This is a genomic window from Pseudomonas sp. NFX224, from assembly GCF_048565165.1.
Taxonomy (GTDB): Bacteria; Pseudomonadota; Gammaproteobacteria; order Pseudomonadales; family Pseudomonadaceae; genus Aquipseudomonas.
The window spans coordinates 354,805-378,389 of sequence record NZ_CP183416.1 but is presented as its reverse complement, the minus strand read 5'-3'; the positions used below and the strand labels follow the sequence as shown (position 1 = coordinate 378,389).

The window sequence follows — 23,585 nt, the reverse complement described above, 5'->3', positions numbered from 1 at the left end:
AAATAGCCAATATCCGTTGTTATCGGGTGACCCATAGTTTTGTTTGGTTTAAAGACGTCCGGGTAATTGCCCGGAGAAATAAAAACGCCCGAAACAACGATTCGGGCGTTTTTATTTATGGCTACTGGTTCAGCGATCAGTTTTTCAGAGGGAGCAACACTTTCTCGTCCGGTGACAACACCATGAACACCAGCAACTTGGCAGGCTCGGTGGCGCTGGCGTTTTTCGACACCAGATGCTCGGAGCCCGCCGCTTCGTACCAGTATTCGCCCGCCTTGTAGGTCACTTCTTTTTCGCCTTTGACCTGGGAAGTAATAGATCCCGAGAGGACGTATGCCATGGCCGTGCCGTCGTGTTTATGGGCAATGGATGATTGGCCAGGCTTGTAGTCGACCTCGATCATCAGGGCCTTTTTCCCCGGTACGTTTTTCAGCATTTGGTCCTGCAATACCGTGATTTTCTCCGAAGGTTCACCGGCTTCATGGGCGAATGCCGAGGCGGAAAGGATCAATGCCAGGGCAACAAGGGGAGCGGCACAGAAGCGCAAAACGTTCATGGTTCATCACCTGCGTTGGGTTAGTGGTGTAGAACCAATCTAGTGCGCCGCGAATGGCAATCAAACAGCCAATATTCGGGAAGATCGGGTGACCAATGTGACAGGCGCGGAAACGAAAAAGATCGCAGCCTCCGGTCATTTCCACAGAGGTACCCATACCCTGCGGAAATGGCCAAAAGGCTGCGATCTTTAACGGGTTTCTATCGGATCGGAAAGCTGTTGAAGTCGACGGCATTCGCCAGTTGGCAGTCGATCAGGTCGATGAAGCCTTGCACCTGGGGACTGTTGAAGTGCGACTGCATCGCCGATTCCGATTGCCAGTGGGCGCTGACGGTCCAGCGATTACTGTCCTCAGGGCAGCGGTCGACCATATAGGAGTCACAGCCCGGTAGTTCGCGCAGGGTGTCGACAATCTTTTGCAGTTGCTTACCCAGTTCTTCCGAGCGGCCGGCGACGGCCTGCACCTTTACGGTATTGATCACTTCATAGGACATTGCTAACACTCCTGAATCAGGCCGGACGAATCCTGCTCATTGAGGGATAACGCCTTTGCAGGATAGGCCTGCCCCCCCGGACCACCAATAGCCAATCGCCGGATAAAGACGCAGTCCAATCACGCAAGCTGTTGCAAAATATCTCTCAAACGGTCCAGTGCAGTATCGATGTCCAGGGTTTCGATGGCGCCAAACCCCAGGAAAAACCCGGCTTTCGGCGGTTGCTGATAGAAAAAGCTGTTGATCGCGTAGAGCCCGACTTCCACCTTTTTCGCCAGTTCGATCACCAGCGCAACGTCGATCGGTACCTTGCACAGCGCCACCATGTGGAAGCCGGCAGTGGTCGGCACCGCCTCGAGCCATGGCGAGAGATCGCCAGCCATGCGCGCGAGGATGCGGTCGCGCCGGCCCGCATAGATCGTATGGCAGCGGCGAATGTGCTTGAGCAGGCAACCTTCAGCGATGAATTTGGCCAGCGCCCACTGGGGCAGGGTAGAGGTGTGCAGGTCGGTGAGCTGCTTGGCGCGCACCACCGCTTCGAGGATTGCCGGTGGCAGGATCGCGTAACCCAGGCGCAACTCCGGCAGCAGGGTTTTCGAGAAAGTCCCGACGTAGGCGACGATGCCACGCTCATCCATGCTTTGTAGTGAGTCCGTCGGGCGCCCTTCGTAGCGGAATTCGCTGTCGTAGTCGTCCTCGATGATGATCGCGCCCAGTTCATGGGCCTTTGCCAGCAGCGCCACTCGTCGTGCCTGGCTCATCGGCATGCCCAAAGGGAACTGGTGCGAAGGGGTGACGTAGATCAGCCGTGTGCCAATGGGAATCTTGTCCACCTGGATGCCTTCGGCATCCACCGGAACGCCAATCACCGTGGCGCCATGAGTGCCGAACAACAGGCGCGCGGGCGGATATCCGGGGTCTTCCATGGCGACTATACTGCCGGGTCGCGTGAGCACGCGGGAGATCAGGTCCAGTGCCTGCTGGGCGCCGTTGCACACCACCACGTCTTCGTCCTGGCAATTGACCCCACGGGAAAACGCGATATGCCGCGCGATGGCGTTGCGCAGCGCCGGCAGGCCTTCGGGCAAGCTGTAGAAGCCTTTGGATGCAGCGATCTGGCGCAAGGCATGGGACGTACAGCGCCGCCAGTCGTCCTGGGGAAACTGGCCCTTGCTGGTGGCGCCGCCGATGAAGTCATAACGCAGCGAACCTTCCAGCGTCGGATGGCGCAAAAACACCGGCAGGTTGCGCCAGGATTCGATCACCTCGAAACCTGCCAACTCCGAATGGCTTTGCTTGCGCTCTATTTTCGAGGCGCGGGCATTGACGTAAGTGCCCTTGCCGATCACCCCGGTAAGGTAATTTTCGTAGGTCAGCTGCGCGTAGGTATCGGAGATGGTCTTGCGTGAGATGCCCAACTGCTCGGCGAGCAAGCGGCTCGGTGGAAGCTGCGTCCCTGCTGCCAGACGACCCGATTCGATGGCGCTGCGCAGTTGGTTGTACAACTGGCCCGCCAGATCCTTGCGGCCGTTAATGACAACATGTAGTTCCATACCGGCGTAGCTCCGATGCAATGGGGGCGCGTGTGCGTCGCGCCAGATTACCCTCAAGCAGTGGTTGTCAGAAGTTGAGTGGCATAAAAACCGCCAATTGGTCTGCTGTCGGGTGGTACAGGGTTTTTTCGCAGAATTGGATCTGTATCACGGGGGTATCAATGGTTACCTTGAACCACACATACCGCTGCATGAGGTCGCGCCATGAACCCCCGGCTGGATTACTACAGCGCCTCACCCAAAGCGATGAAAGCGATGATCGCCATGGAGGCCCTGACCAGCAGCCTGAGCATCGAGCCGGCGTTGCTGCATCTGATCAAGATCCGCGCATCGCAGCTCAACGGCTGTGCGTTCTGCACCGATATGCATTCCGTGGATGCCCGGCGACTCGGCGAGACCGACCGCCGCCTGTATTCCATCGTGGTCTGGCGCGACAGCAACTTCTTCAACCCCCGCGAGCGCGCGGCCCTGGCCTGGACCGAGGCGGTGACACTGCTTTCGCAGAACGATGTGCCGGACGACGTTTATGAGCAGGCCCGGGCGCAATTCAAAGAAGCCGAACTGGTGGACCTGACCATTGCGGTCACCACCATCAACAGCTGGAACCGGCTGGCGGTGAGTTTTCGGCAAGCACCCAGTACCTGAAGTCCCGCAGGCTGCGATCTTTTGATCCTGCTTTGTATACCATCAAAAGATCGCAGCCTCGTTGCACGCGACAGCTCCTACAGCAACCCTCAAGGCGCGGGAGCGGGGCGCTGCGGTTTCATCGAGTTGCCGAAGGCATTGCCCATGCGCGTGCTGGTGGCCGCCGGAGTCGCCAAACCCATCTGGTTTGGCGGACGTTTGTTGATCGGAACGTTCATCGCTTCCAGATTTTTCTGCGCAGCAACAGCACCTTCGGGGTTGTTGCCCATTTGCTGGCTCAGGCAATCGTAGTCGGGCGCCTTGTAGCCTGCGACCGAAACCTCTACGCATCCCAACGGCTCCGCTGCCTGCGCCAGTGACAGCGCACTCGCCACTAATACGCCCGATGCGATCGTCGATAACGTGTTCATTCAAGACCTCCTGTCCAGCCCGAACGGGCCATGGATGGGCTTGAGTCTAATCCATAGCGATTTGATATCTCGTGATGGTTTTTTTGCATCAGCCGTCACACCAGATTCATATACAGCCATCACGATGACGGTTTTCAAGGATAGGTCAGCCGTGCAGCGAGGCAGAGTCAGGGACGCGCGCCAGATTTCGTCGACTCCTGTTCGTCAGGGTGGCCTGGCGTTGCTGCTTTGGCTGATTACGTTGATGGTCACTGCCGGGCCGCTTGAGGCGGCAGCGCCTCAAACGCTGGATATTCCCGCTCAGGAACTGGCCGGCGCACTTGAGCAGTTCAGTCGTTCGACCGGCATGGCCGTATTGGTGGATCGTCAGCTGACCCGTGGCAGACGTTCACTCGCCATCAAGGGCAACATGAGCGCGAGCGATGCCCTGAGCCTGATGCTCAACGGCAGTGGGCTGATGGCCCGATATGCCACGGCGGATGCCTTTACCTTGCAGAAAGCAACGGTTGCTCCGGTGCCAGCCGTTTCGGGGTCGACAGCACAAGTTTCAACGCTTGCCGGCAGTAGTTATGCGACATCGATTCAAACAGCGATCGAACACAGCTTGTGCCGCTCGCCATTGGTCCGCCCGGGCAGTTTTCGCGCCTTGCTCCAGTTGTGGATCGGCCGTGACGGTGTGGTTCAGCACAGCCGACTGATCAGTTCCACGGGAGATGTTCAGCGCGACGCCGCGCTGGTGGAAAGTTTACGTAACCTGGATATCGAACGGCCGGCACCCAGCTCTCTGAGCCAGCCGGTCACGCTGCTTTTGCTACCGGAGTCATCAGGGAAACGCATGGAATGCCCACAGTGGAAAGGAGTTTCCGGGGGATGAAAGACACCGGGAAAAAATCGATGGTAAGGCTGTTCCTGACGTCCTATGACGACTTCAAGGTGCGCTTGCGTCGTCGTCTGGGATCCGAGGATCTGGCCAATGATGTGTTGCATGAAACCTACCTGCGGGTCGACCGCATGGAGAATGTGCCGGACATCGCGCAGCCCAATGCCTATTTGTATCGCATGGCACTGAACATCGCCGCGGACCGTCGCCTTTCGGACGCCCGCTTGTTGACAGGGAGTGAAGTGGAGGAGCTGTTGCAGGTGTCCGACGAGGCACTCGACCCAGCCCGGGTAGTGGGCGGGCAGAAAGAAATCCAGTTGTTGCTCAGTGCGCTGTACGAATTACCCGCGCGTCGCCGCAAAATCTTTATTGCCGCACGCCTGGAAGAGGCGCCACACCTGGAAATTTCCCGACGTTTCGGCATTTCGACACGGATGGTCGAGAAGGAAATCAAAGCCGCCTTGGGCCATTGCGCAGGACGGCTGGAAAGAAATGCCATTCAGAGGTTCGGTCCCGGCGCGGGAAAACCGTCTTGAGAGTAGAGTCCCGAATAATCCGTGAGTACCCCCGCGCTTTGAATATCTTTCGAATTTCGCCGCCTGAGGCCGAACCTCAGGGCCGGCTCACCCGCGAAGCCCAGGGTTGGTTGATCCTGTTGACCTCCGGCCGGGCGACTGCTGCCGATGCCCAAGCCTTGCGTGAGTGGTGTGCGCAAAGCCCCGATCATGCCCAGGCATTTGAACAGGCCAAGCTGCTGTGGCAGCAGTTGCGCCCTGCGGCCGAACAATTGCAGGCGCCGCGACATCTGGGGCGGCGGGCGTTTCTCGGCGGCGCCATAGCGGCGTCGGCGGCGTTCTTGCTGATTCGCGCCACCGTGCCGGGTGGGGTCTCCGGATTGGGTGCGGACTACATCACTGAAGTCGGCGAGCAACGCCGGTTTGATCTGGCCGATGGCGTGAGTCTTGAGCTCAACACCCAGACACGTATCAATCGCCAGCAAAGCGCCGATGGCAGCCAGGCCCTCGAATTGCTCAGCGGTGAAGTCGAAGTCCTGACACACGCCAATACGCCGCTCAAAGTACAGGCTGGGGGCGGTTGGCTGAGCGCCAGTCAAGCCCGGTTCAATTTGCGCAATCTCAACCAGAGTGTATGTGTTACCTGCCTGGAAGGAGCGCTGCAAGTGGACGCGCTGGGCCGCAGCATTCGCCTGGTGTCCGGTCAGCAGGTGACCTACGACACACGGCAGGTCGGTACGCTGCAATCGGTCGACACGACGGCGGTGATTGCGTGGCGTCAGCAAGTGCTGGTGTTCAACGACGCCACGCTGGCGTCGGTGATCGATGAGATCAATCGCTACCGTCCGGGCGTGCTGCTGTTGCTCAACAGTGAACTGGGCAAGCGCAAGGTGCAGGCGCGGTTCAGCCTCGATCAACTGGCGGGTGTAGCGTTGTTGATCCGTGATGCGTATGGGGTCAAGTGCACGGAGCTGCCGGGTGGGGTGGTGGTACTTAGCTAGCGTTGAACGATGACGCGGTGACATTGAATGGCAGCCCTTTGAGGCTGCCATTTTTTTTGCGGCTACTCCCCGATCATGAAGTTTGTGTGACATCCGTTCGGTCCTGCGCTTCGCCAACCGCCTATGTCGTAACAGCAGGTTCTACTCGGCCTGCGGCCTCTTGCGCCAATTGAAAAGGACCTAGTAGTGATGCTCGTTCGCCAAGCCCGTCGCAATACCCATTCCTTGTCTGTACGCCGTGGCGCTGCGCGTTCGGTGGACCCGGTGCTGTGGTTGCTCAAGCCGCTGGCGCACGCGATTGCACTGTGCCTGGTGGCCGGCAGTGCCGAGGCGGCGACCGCATTCGGTTCCAGTTGGTTTGCCGCCAAGGGCGCGGCGCAACAGGCTGCGGCATCGCGGCCGGGCGGTGGTTTGCCGGGCATGACGCCGCCGTTGGCGCAACAGCAGCGCGCCAGGCAACAACTGGAGCGTTCGGTGCAGACGCTCAACAACACCGTGGCGGCCATCGCCGCGCAACAAGCCGCGCAGGCCGCCGGGCGGGCAGCAGCGTTCGCCACGGTGAAAATCGTGCCGGACGGCCTGGGCGAGGACGGCTTGAAAGTCGACACCGGCCTGACCCAGGGTTGGCAGAACGCCAAGGGACCACAGCAGACCCAGGCCGATGGCAAGACCACGGTGAAGATCGAGCAGACCGCCGACAAGGCCATCCTGAATTGGGAAACCTTCAACGTTGGCCGCGACACGACGGTGGAATTCGCCCAGCAATCGAATTGGGCGGTGCTCAATCGCGTCAACGACCCAAGCGCACGGGCGAGCCAGATCCAGGGCCAGATCAAGGGCGACGGCACGGTGATGCTGATCAACCGTAACGGCATCGTGTTCAGCGGCACCAGCCAGGTCAACGTGCGCAACCTGGTGGCGGCGGCTGCAAACATCACCGACACCCAGTTCCGCGACCGTGGACTGTACTACGACAGCACCGGCAGCCAGCCGACCTTTACCGATGCTGCCGGCAAAGTGTTGGTGGAGCGTGGCGCACAGATTGAAACCCACAAGCCGACGCTTTCCACCGATTCCGGTGGTTACGTCCTGTTGCTGGGCAACGAAGTCGAGAACGCCGGCACCATCAGCACCACCAAGGGCCAGACCGTACTCGGTGCCGGTGACCGCTTCTACATTCGCAAAGGCTCGGGCACCGAAGGCAATGGTTTCTCCACCACGTTCGGCAACGAAGTCATTCCGGGCTTCAAGGCCGGTGGTTCGGGCAAGGTCAGCAACACCGGCCTGATCCAGGCCTCGACCGGCGACATCACGATGACCGGTCATGAGGTCTTGCAAAACGGCGTGTTGCTGGCGAGTACCTCGGTGAATACCCGTGGCACGATTCATTTGCTCAACCCGGCGACCGACACCAGCGGCAGCGTGACCCTTGGCCAAGGCAGTGTCAGCGCGATCATGCTCGACAGCAGTGACCTCACCGCCCTCGACAGTCAGCACGATGCCGCATTGACCGGGGTGACACTCAACAACCGTATCCGAAGCGACCAGTCGCGCATCGATATCGGCAGCGGCGGCACCGTCGAGTTTCAGAGCGGTTCGGTGACCCTGGCCACGGGTGGCCAGGTCGCGGTGGCGGCGGGGCAGCGTAGCGTTGTGCGCAATGGCGCGCTGATCGATGTGTCCGGGGCATTGGGCGTCAAAGTGGCGATGGAAGCCAACAACATCAAGATCAACGTGCAAGGCAACGAGCAGCGCGATTCATCGATCAATCGGGAAAGTGGCGCACTCAACAGCAATGACATGTGGGTCGATGTGCGCGAGCTGATCTTCGTGCCGGCCGGCACCAACGGCTATGCCACTGACCGCTGGTACACCGCCGGTGGCCTGCTGGAAGTGGGCGGTTACCTCGGCACGCAGGGGCACAGTATCGGCGAGTGGATGGCCCAGGGCGGTACGGTGAGTTTCACCGGCAATGATGTGGTGACCGAGAAGGGCTCGGTGATCAATCTGTCGGGCGGCACCCTCGACGTGCAGAGCGGTTTCATTCGTCAGAGCTGGTTGCGCGACGCTGATGGCCGTTTGTACGAAGTCTCGCGGGCACCGGGCGACATCCTCTACACCGGGCTCTACAAAGGTTATGAAGACCACAGCGAGCGCTGGGGCCAGACCAGTTACTTCTTCAACCCGCTGATCGCCCCGAGACAACGTTTCGAGTCCGGTTACTCGGTAGGTCGCGACGCCGGGCAATTGGTGATCGCCACCAACAACGCGGTGCTCGATGGCCAGTTGGTGAGCGACGTGTTCCCGGGCGAACGTCAGAACCAGGCGCCGCGTGCCGGGCTCGACGGCTATGACCAGGCGCAGACTGCCAGGGCGCGGCGGGCGCAGTTGATCGTCGGTACTTATGATCCAAGCTGGTCGGCCACCACCAACGGCCTGGTGTATCAGCATCTCGCCATGCTTGATCAGGTACAGATCGGTGGCGAGCGTCCCGCCGATGGCAGCGACCTTGGGTTGACCGGTGCGGTGTCTGCTGACCGCGAAGGCAAGTTGTTTCTTGATACCGACATGCTCAATGGTTTTCGTCTGGGTGCGTTGAAAGTTGCGGCAAAGGACAAGGTTGAAGTCAATGAATCCGTAACTGTGGACACTGGCGGTGACATCACTCTTTACGGGCAAGATGTGGGGGTCAGCGCGGATCTGACCGCCCGCGCCGGTAGCCTGCGTCTGGGGACCGGCCTAACGCAAACCAGCAAACGCACGACGGTGACGGTGGCCGAAGGTGTGAACCTGGACACCCGGGGTCTGTGGGTGAACTCGCGTATCAACCCGACCGATGCCAACAACCTGGCCTATTTGAATGGTGGCCTGGTGTCGATCCGCAGCACCGGCGATATCACCGTGGCCAGCGGCAGCGTCATCGACGTTTCGTCCGGCGGCGCGGTGTCAAGCAATGGCAAAACTCGTGGCGGCAATGGCGGCGACGTTACTTTTGAGTCCAGTGCGGAGACCCTGCCGGGCCAATCGCAATTGGTCATGGACGGTGACGTGCGCGGTTACGGCGTCACGGGCGGCGGCACGCTGAAGATCCAGGCCAACAAGGTGTTGATCGGTGAGCCTGACGGTCCACTGGCCGATCACACCTTGCGACTGGCAGCGGATACGTTCAACAGGGGCTTCTCAGCCTACAACATCATTGGCCTGACGACCCTGCAAGTGGCGGACGACGCGGTGGTCGACGTGTCCATGCCGGCCTACCGTTTTTCCGATTCGGCACCGAACCAACCTGGCGGCATCGAGCCGCTGATGGCGTTGGAGCTGTGGACACCGACCCTGTTCCAGGAGAACCCGGCCAAAGGCGTGCTGACCCAACGCGGTGGCGCGAGTCTGTCATTGCAAGCGGGTAGCAGCGACATCAGTCAGATGGACCCGGTGAGCAGTATTTTGACCATCGGCCAAGGCGCGCGCATCAGCGTCGACCCAGGTCAGCGCATCAACTTGCGCAGTGCCGGGCAGCTCACCGTTGACGGTGAACTCAACGCCTGGGGCGGCACTCTCGACATTCGTCAGCAGCAGTTCGGTTCGATCGATGTTGAGAGTTCGCAGCAGGAGGCGGATCCGACAGCCCATACTCGTTCGATCTGGATCGGTGACCATGCGGTGCTGGACGTGGCGGGGCGCGCAACCACGGCGGTCGATGCGCTCGGCCGGGTCTACGGTCAGGTGGGCAAGGGCGGCAGCATCATCATTGGTGGCGAGATCGACGCTAAAAAAGCCACTGCGACGTCGGCGGATGCCTATGTGATCGTGCGTCCGGGCGCTCGTCTGGAGGCGACCGGTGCCGAGGCCGTGCTGGATATGGCCGGCACTGGCCCGACTCGCGTCGCCACGGACGGCGGACGCATTGCCCTGAGTTCCTACAACGGTCTGTTCATCGACGGCACCCTGCGTGCCGCTGCTGGCGGGGCCAGTGCAGCCGGGGGGCGTCTGGAGATCGCCCTCGATTCGCCGTTGTATCGTGATACCCAGGGAAACAACGCTGTTCGGGTCGCCAGGGAGCTGATCATTGGCCAAGGGCCGGACGACGTCCGGCTACCTGCCGATTTGCGGCCGGGAGAGGTCGCTGCACCGTTGCGTTATGGCTTTGCTCGACTGAGCGCCGATCAATTGATGACCGGCGGCTTCGATAGCCTGAGCCTGTTGAGCAACGGCCTGCTCACGTTCGACGGTGATGTTGATCTGCGCATGAACCAGAGTCTGAGCCTGTACGCCGGATCACTGTCCCTGGCCGAAAGCTCCAAAGATACGGCGCGCATTAATCTGGCAGCACCTTATGTGCGTCTGTCAGGGCTGGGTGAGTATTACACGCCTCCCAGCGCGTTGACCCGCCCCCGAATACTGAACACGCCAACCAACCGGGTATCGGCCGCGCAGTTCAACGCCAGCGCGAATCTTCTTGATCTGGGCAATGCCTTCTCGTTCGGTAGCGACGGGCTGATCAAGTTGCTCAACGGGGCGACCATGGCGGTCAGTCGCCGCAGCTTTGACCTGGTCACCCTCGACAGCAGTGGCGACATACGTTTGCTCGCAAAACCGGATTTCCAGACGGGCTCCAGGGTGTGGACGGCCGGCGATATGCACTTGCGCGCGGCACAGATCTATCCGGGCACCCGGGTCTGGTCCGATATACGCGCCGGGTATCAGAGCGAGAGCAGGATAGATCCCGACCGTACGCTGAGCATCAGCGGCAATGGTGCGGCACCGGCCGTGCCACCTTATTCGGTGTTCGGCAGGCTGAAACTGTACGGGGGGACTATCGAGCAAGGCGGGGTCATTCGCGCCCCTCTGGGTTTGATCACTTTAGGTAATGATGCCTTTGGCGACACTCGCGCTATTTACCTGTTACCGGGCAGCGTGACCTCGGTCAGCGGTGCCGGGTTGGTCATGCCGTATGGCGGCACAACGGATGGCACCGACTACCGCTACAACGGCCAGTCCGTGGTGCTGCAAGGGATTGCCAACGAAAATACCGGGGTGGTGCTGAGTGCCCAGTATGTCGACGCGCAAACCGGCTCGCTGATCGACCTGTCCGGGGGCGGGGATTTGCGCGGTGCCGGGTTTGTCTCCGGGCGTGGCGGTTCTATCGATGCGCGTTTCAGCCCCTTGGTTCGCAACGCGGCTGATGGCACATTCAGCCTGCCGGGCCTGAGCAGCAACCCGGTGTATGCCATTGTGCCGGGCAATCAGAACGCCTATGCACCGATGCTCGGTGAGGCGGGCGCCAGTGATCCACGCATTGGTCAGCAGATCAGCATCGGTGCCGGTGTTCCAGGCCTGGCGGCGGGTACTTACACCCTGCTGCCATCGACCTTTGCCTTACTCCCCGGCGCCTTCCGGGTCGAAGTCAACGGTCAGGCTGCGCCGGGCACAACCAACGGCGCGCTGAAAATGCGCAATGGTTCGTGGACCAGCTCCGGGCAGATGTCGATTGCCAACACCGGGCAACGTGACAGCCTTTCCAGCCAGGTCATCCTGACATCGGCGGATGTACTGCGCCGCTATTCCCAATACAACGAAACCAGCTACAACCAATTCGTTAACAGCGACGCTGCACGTCGTGGCGTGCCGCGCGGGCAGACGACCCTGGACGGCAAATCACTGACGTTTTTGTTCAAGCCAAGTGATCGTGACACAGCCCTGGATTTCAACGGCAAGGCATTGTTCGATGCCGCCGAGGGCGGTGTGCTCGGCACCGCAGCGGTAAGGGGATCATGGGCTTTTGAAATTCTTGGCACTGGTGCCGTCAGCACTCAGGACTTCGACGGTGTTTCGTTGTATGCCGACGCTCTGAACAATCTTGGGGCCGGGCGTTTGGCCATCGGTGCAACGCCGTTTGTGCAATACGACACTGCGGGCAATTTCATTCAATTCAGAGGTGATACCAGGAGCATTGCCCTGCGCGAAGGCGCGATGCTCTCGGCACCCGAAGTCGTCCTGTGGACGACGGGCCTCACTGGCGGCATTACCCTTGAAGCGGGGGCGGGCATCAATACGCTGGGTCGCGGCAATGTACCTTATGACTCCACGGCGGGTTTCATCTATCAACCTGGGCAAGCCAGCCTGTTGATGGTGTCCAACGGTTGGACCAATGTGCTGGTGCCGGAGGCTGGCACCAATGGAGGGGGCGCCGGCAGTATCCGGATCGGCACCTGTCCGGCACAGGGATGCACCAATCCTTCGTTGCTCTATTCCAACGGCAGTATCACCGCGGCCACCGACAATCAGTTTGAGCTGGGTGAAGCGGTGCGTTTCGGTACTCGTCACCTGGCTTTGGCCGTTGGGGGCGTGAACACGGGCAGCGCCGAGGCACTTGCGGCGGCGAGCGGTCGTTTGCCGGCCGGCCTGACCCTGAACCAGAACGTCCTCGATCGACTGTTGCGCGGCGACACGCAATTCGGTGCGCCAGCCCTGGAAACCCTGAGCCTGACCACCCGCGATTCATTCAACTTTATTGGCAGCGTCACCCTCGACACCCTGGACCCACAGACGGGCAAGAGCCGCCTGGAAAACCTGATACTGGTAACACCGGCCATTTACGGCCTGGGCGAAGCCAGTGATGTAGCGACCATTCGTACCGCAAACCTGATCTGGAACGGTGCGACCCAGCCCCCCGGTACCGTGGTCAACGGCGGCGCCGGCACCGGCCATGGCACGCTGGACATCCAGGCACAACGCATCGAGTTCGGCTATGGCCCGAATCCGCAGCCCAATGGCCTGGACCAGAACGATCGCCTGGCGCTGGGTTTTGCCAACGTCAACCTCAATGCCAGCGAACGCATCACCGCCAATCACAAGGGCAGCCTGGCGGTTTACGAACAGCAGGGCGCTTACGACCCGGTGAAGGGCTATGCCTACAGCGGCGGCAACCTCAACCTGCGCACGCCGCTGCTCACCGGTGAAGCCGGCTCGGTCAACCTGCTAAAGGCGGGCAACAGTCTCACCCTGACGTCGCCAACTGGCGATCGCACTGCCGTCGCCGATGCCTTGGGCGCGGAGCTGAATCTTGAAGCACGCAACGTGTTGCTGGACAGCCGCATCGTGTTGGCCAGCGGCAAACTGGTGGTCAAGTCCGAGGGCGATGTGACGCTGACCCGTAACGCTGAACTGGACGTGGCAGGACGCACGCTGCCGTTCAACGACGTGAAGAAATACAGCTGGGGCGGCGACGTGGCGCTGTACAGCAGCAACGGCAATATTCGCCAGACTGCCGGGTCGCGCATTGATCTGTCGGCAGTCAACAACCAAGCCGGTAACCTGAGTGCCGTGGCATTGGCCACCGGTGCGGGCATGGTCGATCTGCAGGGAGAAATCCTCGGTAGCAGCAGCGGCTATTACGATGCGGGCGGCACCTGGGTGCCGTACAAGGCGGGCGATGTGGATATTCGCGCGCAGCAGTTGGGCAGCAGCGGTGACCTCAACGGCGAATTCACCGCGCTCAACCAGCGGCTGAATGCCGGGCAAGTGTTCGGCAGTCGCAGCTTCCAGCTCAAGCAGGGCAATCTGGTGATTGGTGACGGGCTCAAAGCCGGCGAAGTCAATGTCTCGGTGGACAGCGGCAGCCTTACCGTCGTGGGCTTGATCGACGCTAGTGGCGAACGCGTCGGCAGCATTCGCCTGTCGGGCAAAAATGGCCTGACCGTGGCTGGCAGCGCAGTGCTCGATGCCCATGGCCAGATGTTGCGGGTCGATAGCTACGGCAAGATCATCGACGCACCGAACCGGGCCATGGTCGAGCTGAACTCCGGCGATGGCCGGTTGACGCTGGCCTCTGGTGCGCGGATCGATTTGCGTCACGGCACCGACATCGCCATCGGCAATTTGCCGGGCCAACATGACGGTCGCTTGCGCGGCACACTGGAACTCAATGCTCCGCGCCTGGGTGCCGGCGATATCGCCATCGATGCCAGTGGTGCGCTGAACATTCAGGGCGCACGTTCCATCGGGCTCAACGCCACGCGCCGCTACATCGATGCCGCCGACGGCACCGACCCGGCGGCCAGCGGTCGTCCGTATCAAGTGATCGATCAGGCTTATCTGGATCGAATTCACGTTGACAGCACGGCGTTCATCACCGCAGCCCTGGCCAATACCGATTTGCTGCAACGCAAACTGGCGGGTCTGAACAACGCCACCTACGCCGATGCGTTCCACCTGCGCCCCGGTGTGGAAATCGCCAGCAAAACCGCTGACGGCGATCTTGTGGTGCAAGGTGATCTGGACTTGTCCGGCTACCGCTACGCCAGCCTCAACCCGCATACGCAGAAGACTTCGGTCTACGATTCCGGCGAGTCCGGCAGCCTGGTGATTCGTGCCGGTGGCAACCTGGATATCTACGGCAGTATCAACGACGGTTTTGCGCCGCCGCCGGAAACCGTGGACGACGCTGGCTGGAAACTGCTGGCGGGTGTGCAGCCATTCGGTGGCGATCTGATCGTGCCGGGTGCGGGCGTGACACTCGCGGACGGCACCCAATACACGGTCGGTGCAACCTTGAACTATGACTTGCCTATCCAGGCCGCGACGATGGTCAGTGGAACGCTGTTGCCAACTCAAGGCGTACTGGCCGAGACGTACACGTTCAGCGCCGGCACGGTGTTGGCGGGTGCAGTGCATGACGCGGCGGGCAATCTGTTGTACGCCGCCGGCACATTGCTTGGGGCCGACGTCACCCTGCCGGCGGGCAGTCGTCTCGGCGCGGGTACACGGCTGAACAAAGCCACCGCGATGCAAGGCATGCTCTGGCCTCAAGGCGTGCCGCTGCCGGGTACTTTTTTCGATAACCAGACCGTTGGCGTGACATTGAGTGGTTCGCTGGCGCTGTTGCGTGGCTCGCTGATTCCGTCGATGACGGATGTGAAACTGGCTGATGGCACGGCATTTATCGACTTGCGCCCGTTGAGTGGAACTCAACAAGGGCGTAATTGGGCGGTGGCGAGCATGCTGCCGTCAGGTAGCGCGTCCTGGTCGATACGCACGGTGGCGGGAGCGGATCTGGACGCGACGGACAGTCGAGCGGTGAACCCCCTGACTGTCGAAGGCAACTTAAGGCTGGCAGATACTCACTATGGTTTGAAAGTGACAAGTGGCGCAGCAAGACTGGTGTGGGTTGAAGGTAATGCGTGGGGCATGCCTGCGTTTGAACCAGTCTCTGATGAGTACCTGTTGATTTGTGCCGAGTGGGACCCTGGCGCGTGTGCACCGATGGCGCGATGGACCTGGGCTCCCGGCAACTGGGTGGGTATGCCCGATTACGCACCCGTAACAGACGATGAACTGGTACTTTGTGAGGCGTATCCGGAAGTTTGTGTCGAGACCGCCGTGGGGCAATCAGTCAAGGCCCATACACAAATGTTCAGCGTGTTGCGCACAGGCACCGGTGATCTTGACTTGATCGCCGGCGGCAATCTGAGCATGGATTCACCGTTCGGCGTGTACACCGCCGGCACCCAATCCGACAATGTCGACCCACGTTACAACCTGCCTCGCGGTCGGTTGTCTGACGATGGCTCGGTGCTGGGCAGCGCTGGCAGTGACTATGAAAAATGGGTCAATGGCGGCAGCGATAGCCTGTACCAGGCCTGGTTTCCACAGATGGGCGGAAACCTGACCATCAATGCGGGCGGTTCTGTGTCCGGTGATGTTGTTGGACGCAGGCTAGCTGCGCCTACGCGGGTTCAAAACCCAAGCGTTGCCGTGGGTAATTGGCTGTGGCGTCAAGGTTCCGGCAGCAACGATGTGCCTACTGCCTGGTGGATCAATTTCGGTAGCTATGCGACCCAGCCGCTGCTTGCATCGGATGCAGAGCCTGCACCCTATCTGGTGGGGTTCACTGGTTTCGGCACGCTCGGCGGTGGCAACATCAGTCTGCGGGCGGGTGCTGATAGCGGGATGCTTCGCCCATTGGGGGCGTCTTTGGGTTCGAATCAGGCCGCACGCAGCCAAGGACTGATTGTGGCTGTAGGCAGCACCGGACGGGTGGGCAGCGACGGCAACCTGCAGCTCACCGGTGGCGGTGACATGGACATCCGTATCGGCGGCACGCTCAACCCGTCATTGCAAGCCAGGGCGGGAGCGACCGGGGTGGGTACACCCACTCATGATTTACAGGGTGCGCTGATAAACCTGCGGGGTGCCGCACAATTGAGCGCTTCGGCGGCGGGTGGAATCCGATTGCAGTACGGCTCATTCTCCGGGAGCCAGGACCAGCGCGAAGCACGCGGCTTCGATCCGTTTACGGCCACCACCAGCAGTGCTACCGGCGGCCTGGTGTTGATTCCGGGAGACTCGGGCATGCGCCTAAATACCCGTGGTGATCTGGTGTTGGGAGGTGCGGCCGACCCAGGTCGGGTGATACTGCAGAACTCCACACCGTTCACTACGCCTGATGGGGTGGTGCATGCAGGCGGTGGTTTGACAGGCTTCTCGTTGTGGACCGATCACACCGCCATCGATCTTTTCTCGGCGGGAGGCAATCTCACGCCGAGTACGTTGATGGCAGAAGCGATCAACAATTCAACGATCGCTCGCGGTAGCAATACTTCACCTACCGACAATCGCTTCGTTATCCCCTCGATCCTGCGTGCAGTCGCCGGGCAAGGTTCAATCTATGCCGGTTCGTCTGCTGGCTACTATGGCGGGGGGAGTAATTTCCCGGGCATTTCGTACTCCTTATTGTTGGCACCATCACAATCAGGGCAGCTCGAATTGTTGGCAGGGGACTCCATCTACGCCGGTGGCTACGCCATCAATCAATCGGGTGCAAGCCCGCTGTCCGTCGCTACGCCGTTTGCTCCGTCGTTCAATGGCTATGCCAAAGGTGACTTTGACAGGGTAATCACGCTGATGTCCAACAGCGGTGTCGATGGTGTCTCGACCGACCCCAACAACAGGTATCCATTGTTTGCCTTTGGCGCCGATACCTATTCAGGTTTGAGCGGTATTCAGTCTCCGGCGCGAATCTATGCGTTGACGGGCGATCTGGTAGGCGTGCGCAGTGGCGAAACCTTGAGTTTCAGCAACTCCAAACGCACCTGGTACGAAGCGGCCGGGCCGGTCTGGATGTTGGCCGGTCGCGATATCGTCGCCTCGGGTACGACCGTCGGGCAGCCACTGGTCGTGACCCGCGAGGGTATGGGCAACAACAATGACACCATCACCGCCACCGGCAACCTGTTCATCCACAACAACGCAAACGACGTCTCGCGTGTGTCCGCCGGTCGCGACATTATCTACAGCAGCTTTGATATCGCCGGCCCTGGTACGCTGGAGATCAATGCCGGGCGCAATATCCTGATGGAAGACCGTGGCAGCATCACCAGTATCGGACCGATTCGAGCGGGGGATAACCGTCCGGGTGCAAGCCTGGTATTGCAGGCGGGCGTAGGGGCCGAAGGCCTGGATTACACACGCTTCATCGCCCGTTACCTGGACCCGAAAAACCTCGCCGTCAATGGCACGTCACTGGCTGCGCAACCGGGCAAAGTGGTCAAGACCTACGATGAAGAACTGCTGTCCTGGCTGACCCTGGGTTACGGCTTCAACGGCGACGCCGAACAGGCACGGGCGTTCTACGCCGCGTTGCCGAGCACCGAGCAGGCGATATTCGCACGTCAGGTGTACTTCGCCGAGTTGCGTGCCGGTGGCCTGGAATACGCCGATGCAAACGGTCCGCGCCAGGGCAGTTACCTGCGTGGTCGCAACGCGATTGCTGCGTTGTTCCCAACCATCGATGTGGCGGGCAATCCGATCCGCTACGACGGCGACATCACTTTGTATGGCGGCGCGGGCGTGAAGACGCTGTTCGGCGGTGACATCCAGATGCTCACCCCCGGCGGTGGCCAGGTGTTCGGCGTCGAAGGTGCGGCACCTCCATCCACGGCGGGGATCGTCACCCAGGGCGAGGGCAATATCCAGCTGTACTCCCAAGGCAGCATTCTGCTCGGACAGAGCCGGGTCATGACCACCTTCGGCGGCAGCATTCTCGGCTGGTCGGCCGAAGGCGACATCAACGCCGGTCGGGGTTCGAAAACCACGGTGGTGTTCACTCCGCCCAAGCGGGTCTATGACACCTGGGGCAACGTGACGCTGTCGCCAACCGTGCCGAGCACTGGTGCTGGTATCGCCACGCTCAACCCGATTGCCGAAGTGCCACCGGGCGACATCGACCTGATCGCACCGCTGGGCACCATCGATGCGGGCGAGGCGGGGATCCGGGTGTCGGGCAACATCAACATCATCGCCTTGCGGGTGGTCAACGCGGCGAACATCCAGGTGCAGGGCAAGTCGTCGGGCATTCCGGTGACGGCATCGGTGAACACCGGCGCGATCACGTCGGCCAGCTCCGCGGCAACCTCCGCCACGCAAGCGGCCGAGGACATGTCGCGTCAGCAACAGGCAGCGGCACGCAAAAACCTGCCGTCGATTGTGACCGTGCAGGTGCTGAGCCAGGGCACCGAACCGATGACACCAAGCAGTGACGGCGCCAGCCGTGCGCCGACGCCGGGGTACAACCCCAACAGTCCGGTGCAGGTGCTGGGTGCCGGCGTGCTGGACGAGCGGGCGCAGGGTCAATTGACCGAAGAGGAGCGGGGCAATCTGATGTTGTAAGGCTCCATCCTGCAAGACCAGAGGCGACCTTCGGGTCGCCTTTTTCATGCCGCGAATATCACTCGCTCCTATAGGGTTTTTTTGGTGTGCCGCCAAATCTTTGAATGAAGCTTTCATGACAAAAGTTCGGTATCACTTCGCCGGTCCGGTCATGCCTATGTGACGCGCTTGAGGCGGCCGAGAGGCCACTTTTCCAGGCGATGGCGGGACGCCGGGAGCGGGGCAATCAAGCCAGTCTGCCGCAGTGCAGACGGCGACCGGTTTTTCGAATTCAGGGGGTGATGTGGATCATTTTTTCAAGTCACGGCTGGCGCTGTGCGGCTGGCTGCTGGTGACGGCGGGCGCGCAGCCGGCGTGGGCGGAACAAAGCGCTGAGCTGTTGGAGCCCAAGCCGGTGGACGTCAACGAATACTTCGTGCGTGGCAACACCGTGCTCGATGCCCGGACGATCGAAGAAGCGGTGTATCCATTCCTCGGTCCGCAGAAACAGCTGGCCGATATCGAAGGCGCCCGCGATGCGTTGCAGAAGGCTTATCAGGCCCAGGGTTATCAATCGGTGTTCGTTGAGTTGCCTGAGCAGAAAGTCGAGGACGGTATCGTCTATCTGCAAGTCAGTGAGACCAAAATCGGCCGGGTTCGCGTCGTTGGCGCCAAGCACTATTCGCCGGTGGAAATTCGCGACGACGTACCGGCGCTGAAAGAAGGCCAGGTGCCGGACTTCGCCCAAGTACAAACCGAACTGGCACAACTCAACAAGAACCCTGGCCGCCAGGTGATGCCGCTGGTCCGCGAGGGCCAGCGCCCCGGCACCATGGACGTCGACCTGGAGGTTGAGGATCAGGACCCATGGCAGGCCAGTCTCGGCCTGAACAACGACTACAGCGCCGACACCGAAAAGCTGCGCAGCGTTGCCAGCCTTGGCTACAACAACCTGTGGCAGTTAGGGCACAGCCTGTCGCTGACGTTCTTTACCGCCCCTGAAGAGACGTCCAACGCCAAGGTCTGGTCGGGCGCCTACACCGCGCCACTCAGCGAGCGCTGGAGTGTGCAGTTTGCCGGTTACCAGTCTGACAGCAACGTCGCGACCATCGGCGGCAGCAACGTGTTGGGCAAGGGCCATTCCTACGGCGTGTCGGCGATCTACACGTTGCCGTACAGCGGCAACTGGTCCAACTCGCTGTCGGCCGGTATCGACTTCAAGGACTTCGACGAGCAACTTGATTTCGCCGGTGACAGCGACAAGGTGCCGCTCAAGTACGCGCCGTTCACCTTCGCCTACAACGGCTTTCGCTACACCGAAAGCTCACAGTTGGGCCTTGGCCTGAGCCTGGTGGCGGGCACCCGCAGCTTCCTGGGCTACGGCAGTTCCGACGAAGACTTCGACTACAAACGCTATCGCGCCAGCCCCAGTTTCGCGGTGCTAAAGGGCGATACCAATTACACCTACACCTTCGGTAGCGACTGGCAGACCGCAAGCAAGGCGTCGTTCCAGCTCGCCTCGGGGCCGCTGGTCTCCAACGAGCAGTTTTCTGCCGGTGGCGCCACGTCGGTACGCGGTTATCTCGCCGCCGAGCGCACCGGTGACGACGGCTACCTGTTGAGCCAGGAGCTGCGCACGCCATCGCTCGCCAAGTACCTGGGCACTTACGTGCAGGAATGGCGCTTCTATGCCTTCGCCGAAGGCGCCCAGTTGTACCTGCGCGACGAACTTCCCGATCAAGACGCCGATTACGCCCTGGCCAGTGTTGGCCTGGGCACCCGCGCGAGCTTGAGCAAATGGCTGTCCGGCAGCCTCGACTGGGGCTACCCGCTGCTCGAAGGGCCGAATACCTCGAAACAGGAATCGCGCCTGCATTTCAACCTGCAAGCGACATTCTGAACCTACGGAGACATTTTCATGCAGCGCATATTTCTGGCTTTCCTGATGTGCCTGAGCTTCGTGCTCCCGGCCACCGCCCAGGCGTGGTGGCAGGACGATTGGCATTACCGCAAACAGGTCTCGGTCGACACCACACCGCAAGGCGCGGCGATCAACGAGGCACTGGGCCGCACCGCGTTGCTGGTGCGCCTGCACACCGGCAACTTCACCTTCGACGGCGTCAAGGAAGACGGCTCGGACCTGCGTTTCGTCGCCGCCGATGACAAGACCGTGCTCAACCATCAGATCGAAAGCTTCGATGCGCTGATGGGCATGGCGCTGGTTTGGGTCGATGTGCCGAAAGTGGAGGGCGCCCAGCGCCAGGACATCTGGATGTACTACGGCAATCAGAAGTCGGCGGCCACCGGCAACGGTCAACTGACGTTCGATCCGAACTACACCGCGCTCTACCATTTTGAGGGCGCCACCGGCACGCCGGCCAAGGACACTACTGCTTACGGCAACACGGCGCAAAGCGCCACCGGTGCGAGCATCGACGGGGTCATCGGTCGTGCCTTGCAGTTCAGTGGCCAGCCATTATTGCTACCTGCCAGTCCATCGTTGCAGCACAACGCAGGCAGTGCGTTCTCCTTCAGCGCCTGGTTGAAACTGGATCAGGCCAATGGCGAGCAATTGATTCTGGCCCGTCGTGAGGGCGAACAAAGCCTGTTGGTCGGTTTGAGCCAAGGCATGCCGTTCGTGGAAATCGACGGTCAGCGCGCGATGTCGACCCTGCCATTGAACCCCGGTCAATGGCAGCACCTGGCGCTGACCGCTGAAGGCAGCAAGGTCTCGCTGTACGTCAACGGCCGCGAAACGGCGAGCCTGGCGTTGGCGATGCCGGCGTTCAATTCGGTCATGGCGATTGGCGCCGATCTGTCTGCCAGCGATTACTTGCCGTTTGCCGGTGCGATTGATGAGCTGCGCCTGTCCAAGGTCGTTCGTCCCGCTGCGCAGTTGCTGGCCGATGCGACGTCCCAGGGCGCCGAGTCGAAGCTGGTGGTTTACGGCGTCGATGAAGAGCAGTCGGGTTATGGCTTCGGCAGTCTCGGCTTCTTGCTCAACGCCGTGCCGATGGACGCCTGGGTGATCATCGCGGTGCTGGTGCTGATGATGTTCCAGTCGTGGTTCATCATGATTCGCAAGAATCGTATGGTCAGCCGTGTGACGGCGGCCAACGAAGCCTTCCGCGAGCAGTTCGCCAACGTCGGCACGCGCCTGGAAATGTTCGCCGATGACCAGGACCTCGCCCTGCGTTTGCGCGACTCTTCGCTGTGGCGCCTGTACCAGGTGGCGGTGAAAGAAATCCGCACCCGGCGTGAGCAGGGCGCTGATACGTCTTCCGTCTCGGCGGCCACCATCGAAGCGATCCGCTGCTCCATGGACGGTGTGCGCACCCGGGAAAACCAGGCGCTCAGCTCGAAACTCTCGACCCTGTCCAACGCCATCGCTGGCGGCCCTTACATCGGCCTGCTCGGTACGGTGCTGGGGATCATGGTGGTGTTCCTCGGCACGGCCATGGCCGGCGACGTCAACATCAACGCCATCGCACCGGGCATGGCCGCCGCATTGCTGGCCACCGCCATGGGCCTGTTCGTCGCGATCCCGGCACTGTTTGGCTACAACCGCCTGATCACCCGCAACAAAGAAGTCAGCGCTGACATGCGTGTGTTCGTCGACGAGTTCATCACGCGCCTGGCGGAGATGCACGGCGAAAGCCAGTTCAGTGAGTCGGCCCATCGCCGCGGCAACTACACCAACGCCCAAGCACCGGCCTGAGGAGCACAGACATGGCTTCCGTAAATGCCTCCCACGACGATGACGATGACGCTGCAGTGGACAGCATCAACATTACGCCCCTGGTGGACGTGCTGATGGTGGTGCTGGTGATGTTCATCCTCACCGCCACCGCGCAGGTTTCCGGTATCCAGATCAACCTGCCCAAGGCCAGCGCCTCGGCGTCGCTGTCCGAAGCCAAGACCAAGGCGATTTCGGTCAACGACGGTGGCCAGGTGTTCCTCGATGCCTATCCGGTGACGTTGGCCGAACTTGAAGACCGACTGCGTATCGAGAAAGCCCAGAGCCCGGACTTCCCGGTGATCGTGCGCGGCGACGCCACGGTGCAGTACCAGAAAGTCATCGAGGTACTGGACCTGCTGCGCCGTCTGGAACTGTCCCAAGTCGGTCTGGTGACCGGCAAACCGACACAGGGCTGACCATGACTGCTCAACTTCCCATCAGCCCGTCACCCGTCAAGAAGTCACCCGTGCGCGTCGTGAAATGGGGCGCCGGGTTGATTGTGGCCGGTCTGGCCGCCTGGTTTCTCTGGCAGTGGGCCAACGACATGAGCGGCATTCGCCGCGAAGCGCCGAAGGTGCCGACCATCATTGCGCTGCCGCCACCACCGCCTCCGCCACCGGAAAAACCGCCGGAGCCGGAGCCTCCCGTGGAAGAGAAAGTCGTCGAGCCGGAACCGACGCCCGAACCCGAAGAAATTCAGCCGGAGGAAGAGGCCCCGCCATCGCCGGCAGACGACCTGGCCAAGCCGATGGAGATGGACGCCAATGCGCAGACCGCGCAAGGCGGCATTCCCGTCGGCAAGGGAGGCGGCATGGCCGGTTCCGGTGGCGGGCGACTGGGCAACGGCACGTATAACCAGTTCATGGCCGTCAGCTTTCAGCGCTTGCTGCGGGAAAACCCGTACCTGCGCAATCAGGCCTACAAGGCGCAGGTCGACGTATGGATGAGCAGTTCAGGCGACATCTCGCGGGTCGAGCTGGCCCAGTCCAGCGGCAACGCCGAAGTCGACGCGCAAATACTCGCAGCCCTTCGTAGTGCGCCGCGCATGAACCAGCGGCCTCCAGCTTCTTTCACTGTACCTCTGCGTGTGTCCCTGCAAGGGCGGCGTCCGGGTTAACCCCATTATCAAAGCTTTGCCATAAGGAGT

13 protein-coding genes are annotated in these 23,585 nt (G+C 61.1%); 9 read left to right on the top strand and 4 right to left on the bottom strand.

From position 1 onward, the window contains the following. Nucleotides 1-136 precede the first annotated feature (136 nt). From ACNYC6_RS01580 to ACNYC6_RS01570, 3 genes are all read right to left on the bottom strand, one after another. Nucleotides 137-556 carry a cupin domain-containing protein gene (locus tag ACNYC6_RS01580; protein WP_419710771.1) on the bottom strand — a complete coding sequence of 140 codons (420 nt, stop codon included), beginning with the start codon at nt 554-556 and terminating at the stop codon, nt 137-139. A gap of 200 nt (nt 557-756) precedes the next feature. Beyond that, nucleotides 757-1,050 (bottom strand): antibiotic biosynthesis monooxygenase family protein, encoded by a 294-nt coding sequence (locus tag ACNYC6_RS01575; protein ID WP_419710770.1) that lies wholly within the window; start codon nt 1,048-1,050, stop codon nt 757-759. A gap of 119 nt (nt 1,051-1,169) precedes the next feature. Beyond that, the gene (locus tag ACNYC6_RS01570; RefSeq protein ID WP_419710769.1) at nt 1,170-2,603 is read right to left on the bottom strand and encodes a PLP-dependent aminotransferase family protein; all 1,434 of its coding nucleotides are present in this window, start codon (nt 2,601-2,603) and stop codon (nt 1,170-1,172) included. Between the two features lie 204 nt (nt 2,604-2,807). Here ACNYC6_RS01570 and ACNYC6_RS01565 point away from each other — a divergent pair, with 204 nt between their 5' ends. Next, nucleotides 2,808-3,248, top strand: a complete 441-nt coding sequence (locus tag ACNYC6_RS01565) for a carboxymuconolactone decarboxylase family protein (RefSeq protein ID WP_419710768.1) — start codon at nt 2,808-2,810, stop codon at nt 3,246-3,248. 89 nt (nt 3,249-3,337) lie between these two features. On the opposite strand, the gene ACNYC6_RS01560 is transcribed toward ACNYC6_RS01565, so the two are convergent. Further along, nucleotides 3,338-3,658, bottom strand: coding sequence for a hypothetical protein (locus ACNYC6_RS01560; protein ID WP_419710767.1), 321 nt, complete (start codon nt 3,656-3,658; stop codon nt 3,338-3,340). Nucleotides 3,659-3,902: 244 nt separating this feature from the next. Between ACNYC6_RS01560 and ACNYC6_RS01555 the strand changes: the two genes are divergently transcribed. From ACNYC6_RS01555 to ACNYC6_RS01520, 8 genes are all read left to right on the top strand, one after another. After that, nucleotides 3,903-4,532: an STN domain-containing protein gene (locus ACNYC6_RS01555; RefSeq protein WP_419713055.1), complete on the top strand. Its 630-nt coding sequence runs from the start codon at nt 3,903-3,905 to the stop codon at nt 4,530-4,532. Beyond that, entirely contained in the window at nt 4,529-5,074 is a 546-nt protein-coding gene (locus ACNYC6_RS01550) for an RNA polymerase sigma factor (RefSeq protein ID WP_419710766.1), read from the top strand. The genes ACNYC6_RS01555 and ACNYC6_RS01550 overlap by 4 nt, the downstream gene beginning before the upstream one ends. A gap of 38 nt (nt 5,075-5,112) precedes the next feature. Continuing rightward, on the top strand, nt 5,113-6,054 hold the full coding sequence (locus ACNYC6_RS01545) for a FecR family protein (RefSeq protein WP_419710765.1): 942 nt from the start codon (nt 5,113-5,115) through the stop codon (nt 6,052-6,054). 189 nt (nt 6,055-6,243) lie between these two features. Next, nucleotides 6,244-18,720 (top strand): filamentous haemagglutinin family protein, encoded by a 12,477-nt coding sequence (locus tag ACNYC6_RS01540; protein WP_419710764.1) that lies wholly within the window; start codon nt 6,244-6,246, stop codon nt 18,718-18,720. Nucleotides 18,721-19,003: 283 nt separating this feature from the next. Next, a complete protein-coding gene (locus ACNYC6_RS01535) occupies nt 19,004-20,599 on the top strand; it encodes a ShlB/FhaC/HecB family hemolysin secretion/activation protein (RefSeq protein ID WP_419710763.1) in 1,596 nt (531 codons plus the stop codon). 18 nt (nt 20,600-20,617) lie between these two features. Then, nucleotides 20,618-22,417: a DUF2341 domain-containing protein gene (locus ACNYC6_RS01530; protein ID WP_419710762.1), complete on the top strand. Its 1,800-nt coding sequence runs from the start codon at nt 20,618-20,620 to the stop codon at nt 22,415-22,417. An 11-nt stretch (nt 22,418-22,428) separates the two neighbouring features. Then, nucleotides 22,429-22,854 carry an ExbD/TolR family protein gene (locus tag ACNYC6_RS01525; RefSeq protein WP_419710761.1) on the top strand — a complete coding sequence of 142 codons (426 nt, stop codon included), beginning with the start codon at nt 22,429-22,431 and terminating at the stop codon, nt 22,852-22,854. A gap of 2 nt (nt 22,855-22,856) precedes the next feature. Then, nucleotides 22,857-23,555 carry an energy transducer TonB family protein gene (locus ACNYC6_RS01520; protein WP_419710760.1) on the top strand — a complete coding sequence of 233 codons (699 nt, stop codon included), beginning with the start codon at nt 22,857-22,859 and terminating at the stop codon, nt 23,553-23,555. The last annotated feature ends 30 nt before the right edge of the window (nt 23,556-23,585 follow it).

What these genes read in the sequence shown, in the direction of transcription:
- ACNYC6_RS01540 (WP_419710764.1), top strand. Translation starts at nt 6,244, where the DNA reads ATGCTCGTTCGCCAAGCCCGTCGCAATACCCATTCCTTGTCTGTACGC.
- ACNYC6_RS01580 (WP_419710771.1), bottom strand. Translation starts at nt 556, where the DNA reads ATGAACGTTTTGCGCTTCTGTGCCGCTCCCCTTGTTGCCCTGGCATTG.
- ACNYC6_RS01525 (WP_419710761.1), top strand. Translation starts at nt 22,429, where the DNA reads ATGGCTTCCGTAAATGCCTCCCACGACGATGACGATGACGCTGCAGTG.
- ACNYC6_RS01555 (WP_419713055.1), top strand. Translation starts at nt 3,903, where the DNA reads ATGGTCACTGCCGGGCCGCTTGAGGCGGCAGCGCCTCAAACGCTGGAT.
- ACNYC6_RS01570 (WP_419710769.1), bottom strand. Translation starts at nt 2,603, where the DNA reads ATGGAACTACATGTTGTCATTAACGGCCGCAAGGATCTGGCGGGCCAG.
- ACNYC6_RS01530 (WP_419710762.1), top strand. Translation starts at nt 20,618, where the DNA reads ATGCAGCGCATATTTCTGGCTTTCCTGATGTGCCTGAGCTTCGTGCTC.
- ACNYC6_RS01565 (WP_419710768.1), top strand. Translation starts at nt 2,808, where the DNA reads ATGAACCCCCGGCTGGATTACTACAGCGCCTCACCCAAAGCGATGAAA.
- ACNYC6_RS01560 (WP_419710767.1), bottom strand. Translation starts at nt 3,658, where the DNA reads ATGAACACGTTATCGACGATCGCATCGGGCGTATTAGTGGCGAGTGCG.
- ACNYC6_RS01575 (WP_419710770.1), bottom strand. Translation starts at nt 1,050, where the DNA reads ATGTCCTATGAAGTGATCAATACCGTAAAGGTGCAGGCCGTCGCCGGC.
- ACNYC6_RS01520 (WP_419710760.1), top strand. Translation starts at nt 22,857, where the DNA reads ATGACTGCTCAACTTCCCATCAGCCCGTCACCCGTCAAGAAGTCACCC.
- ACNYC6_RS01550 (WP_419710766.1), top strand. Translation starts at nt 4,529, where the DNA reads ATGAAAGACACCGGGAAAAAATCGATGGTAAGGCTGTTCCTGACGTCC.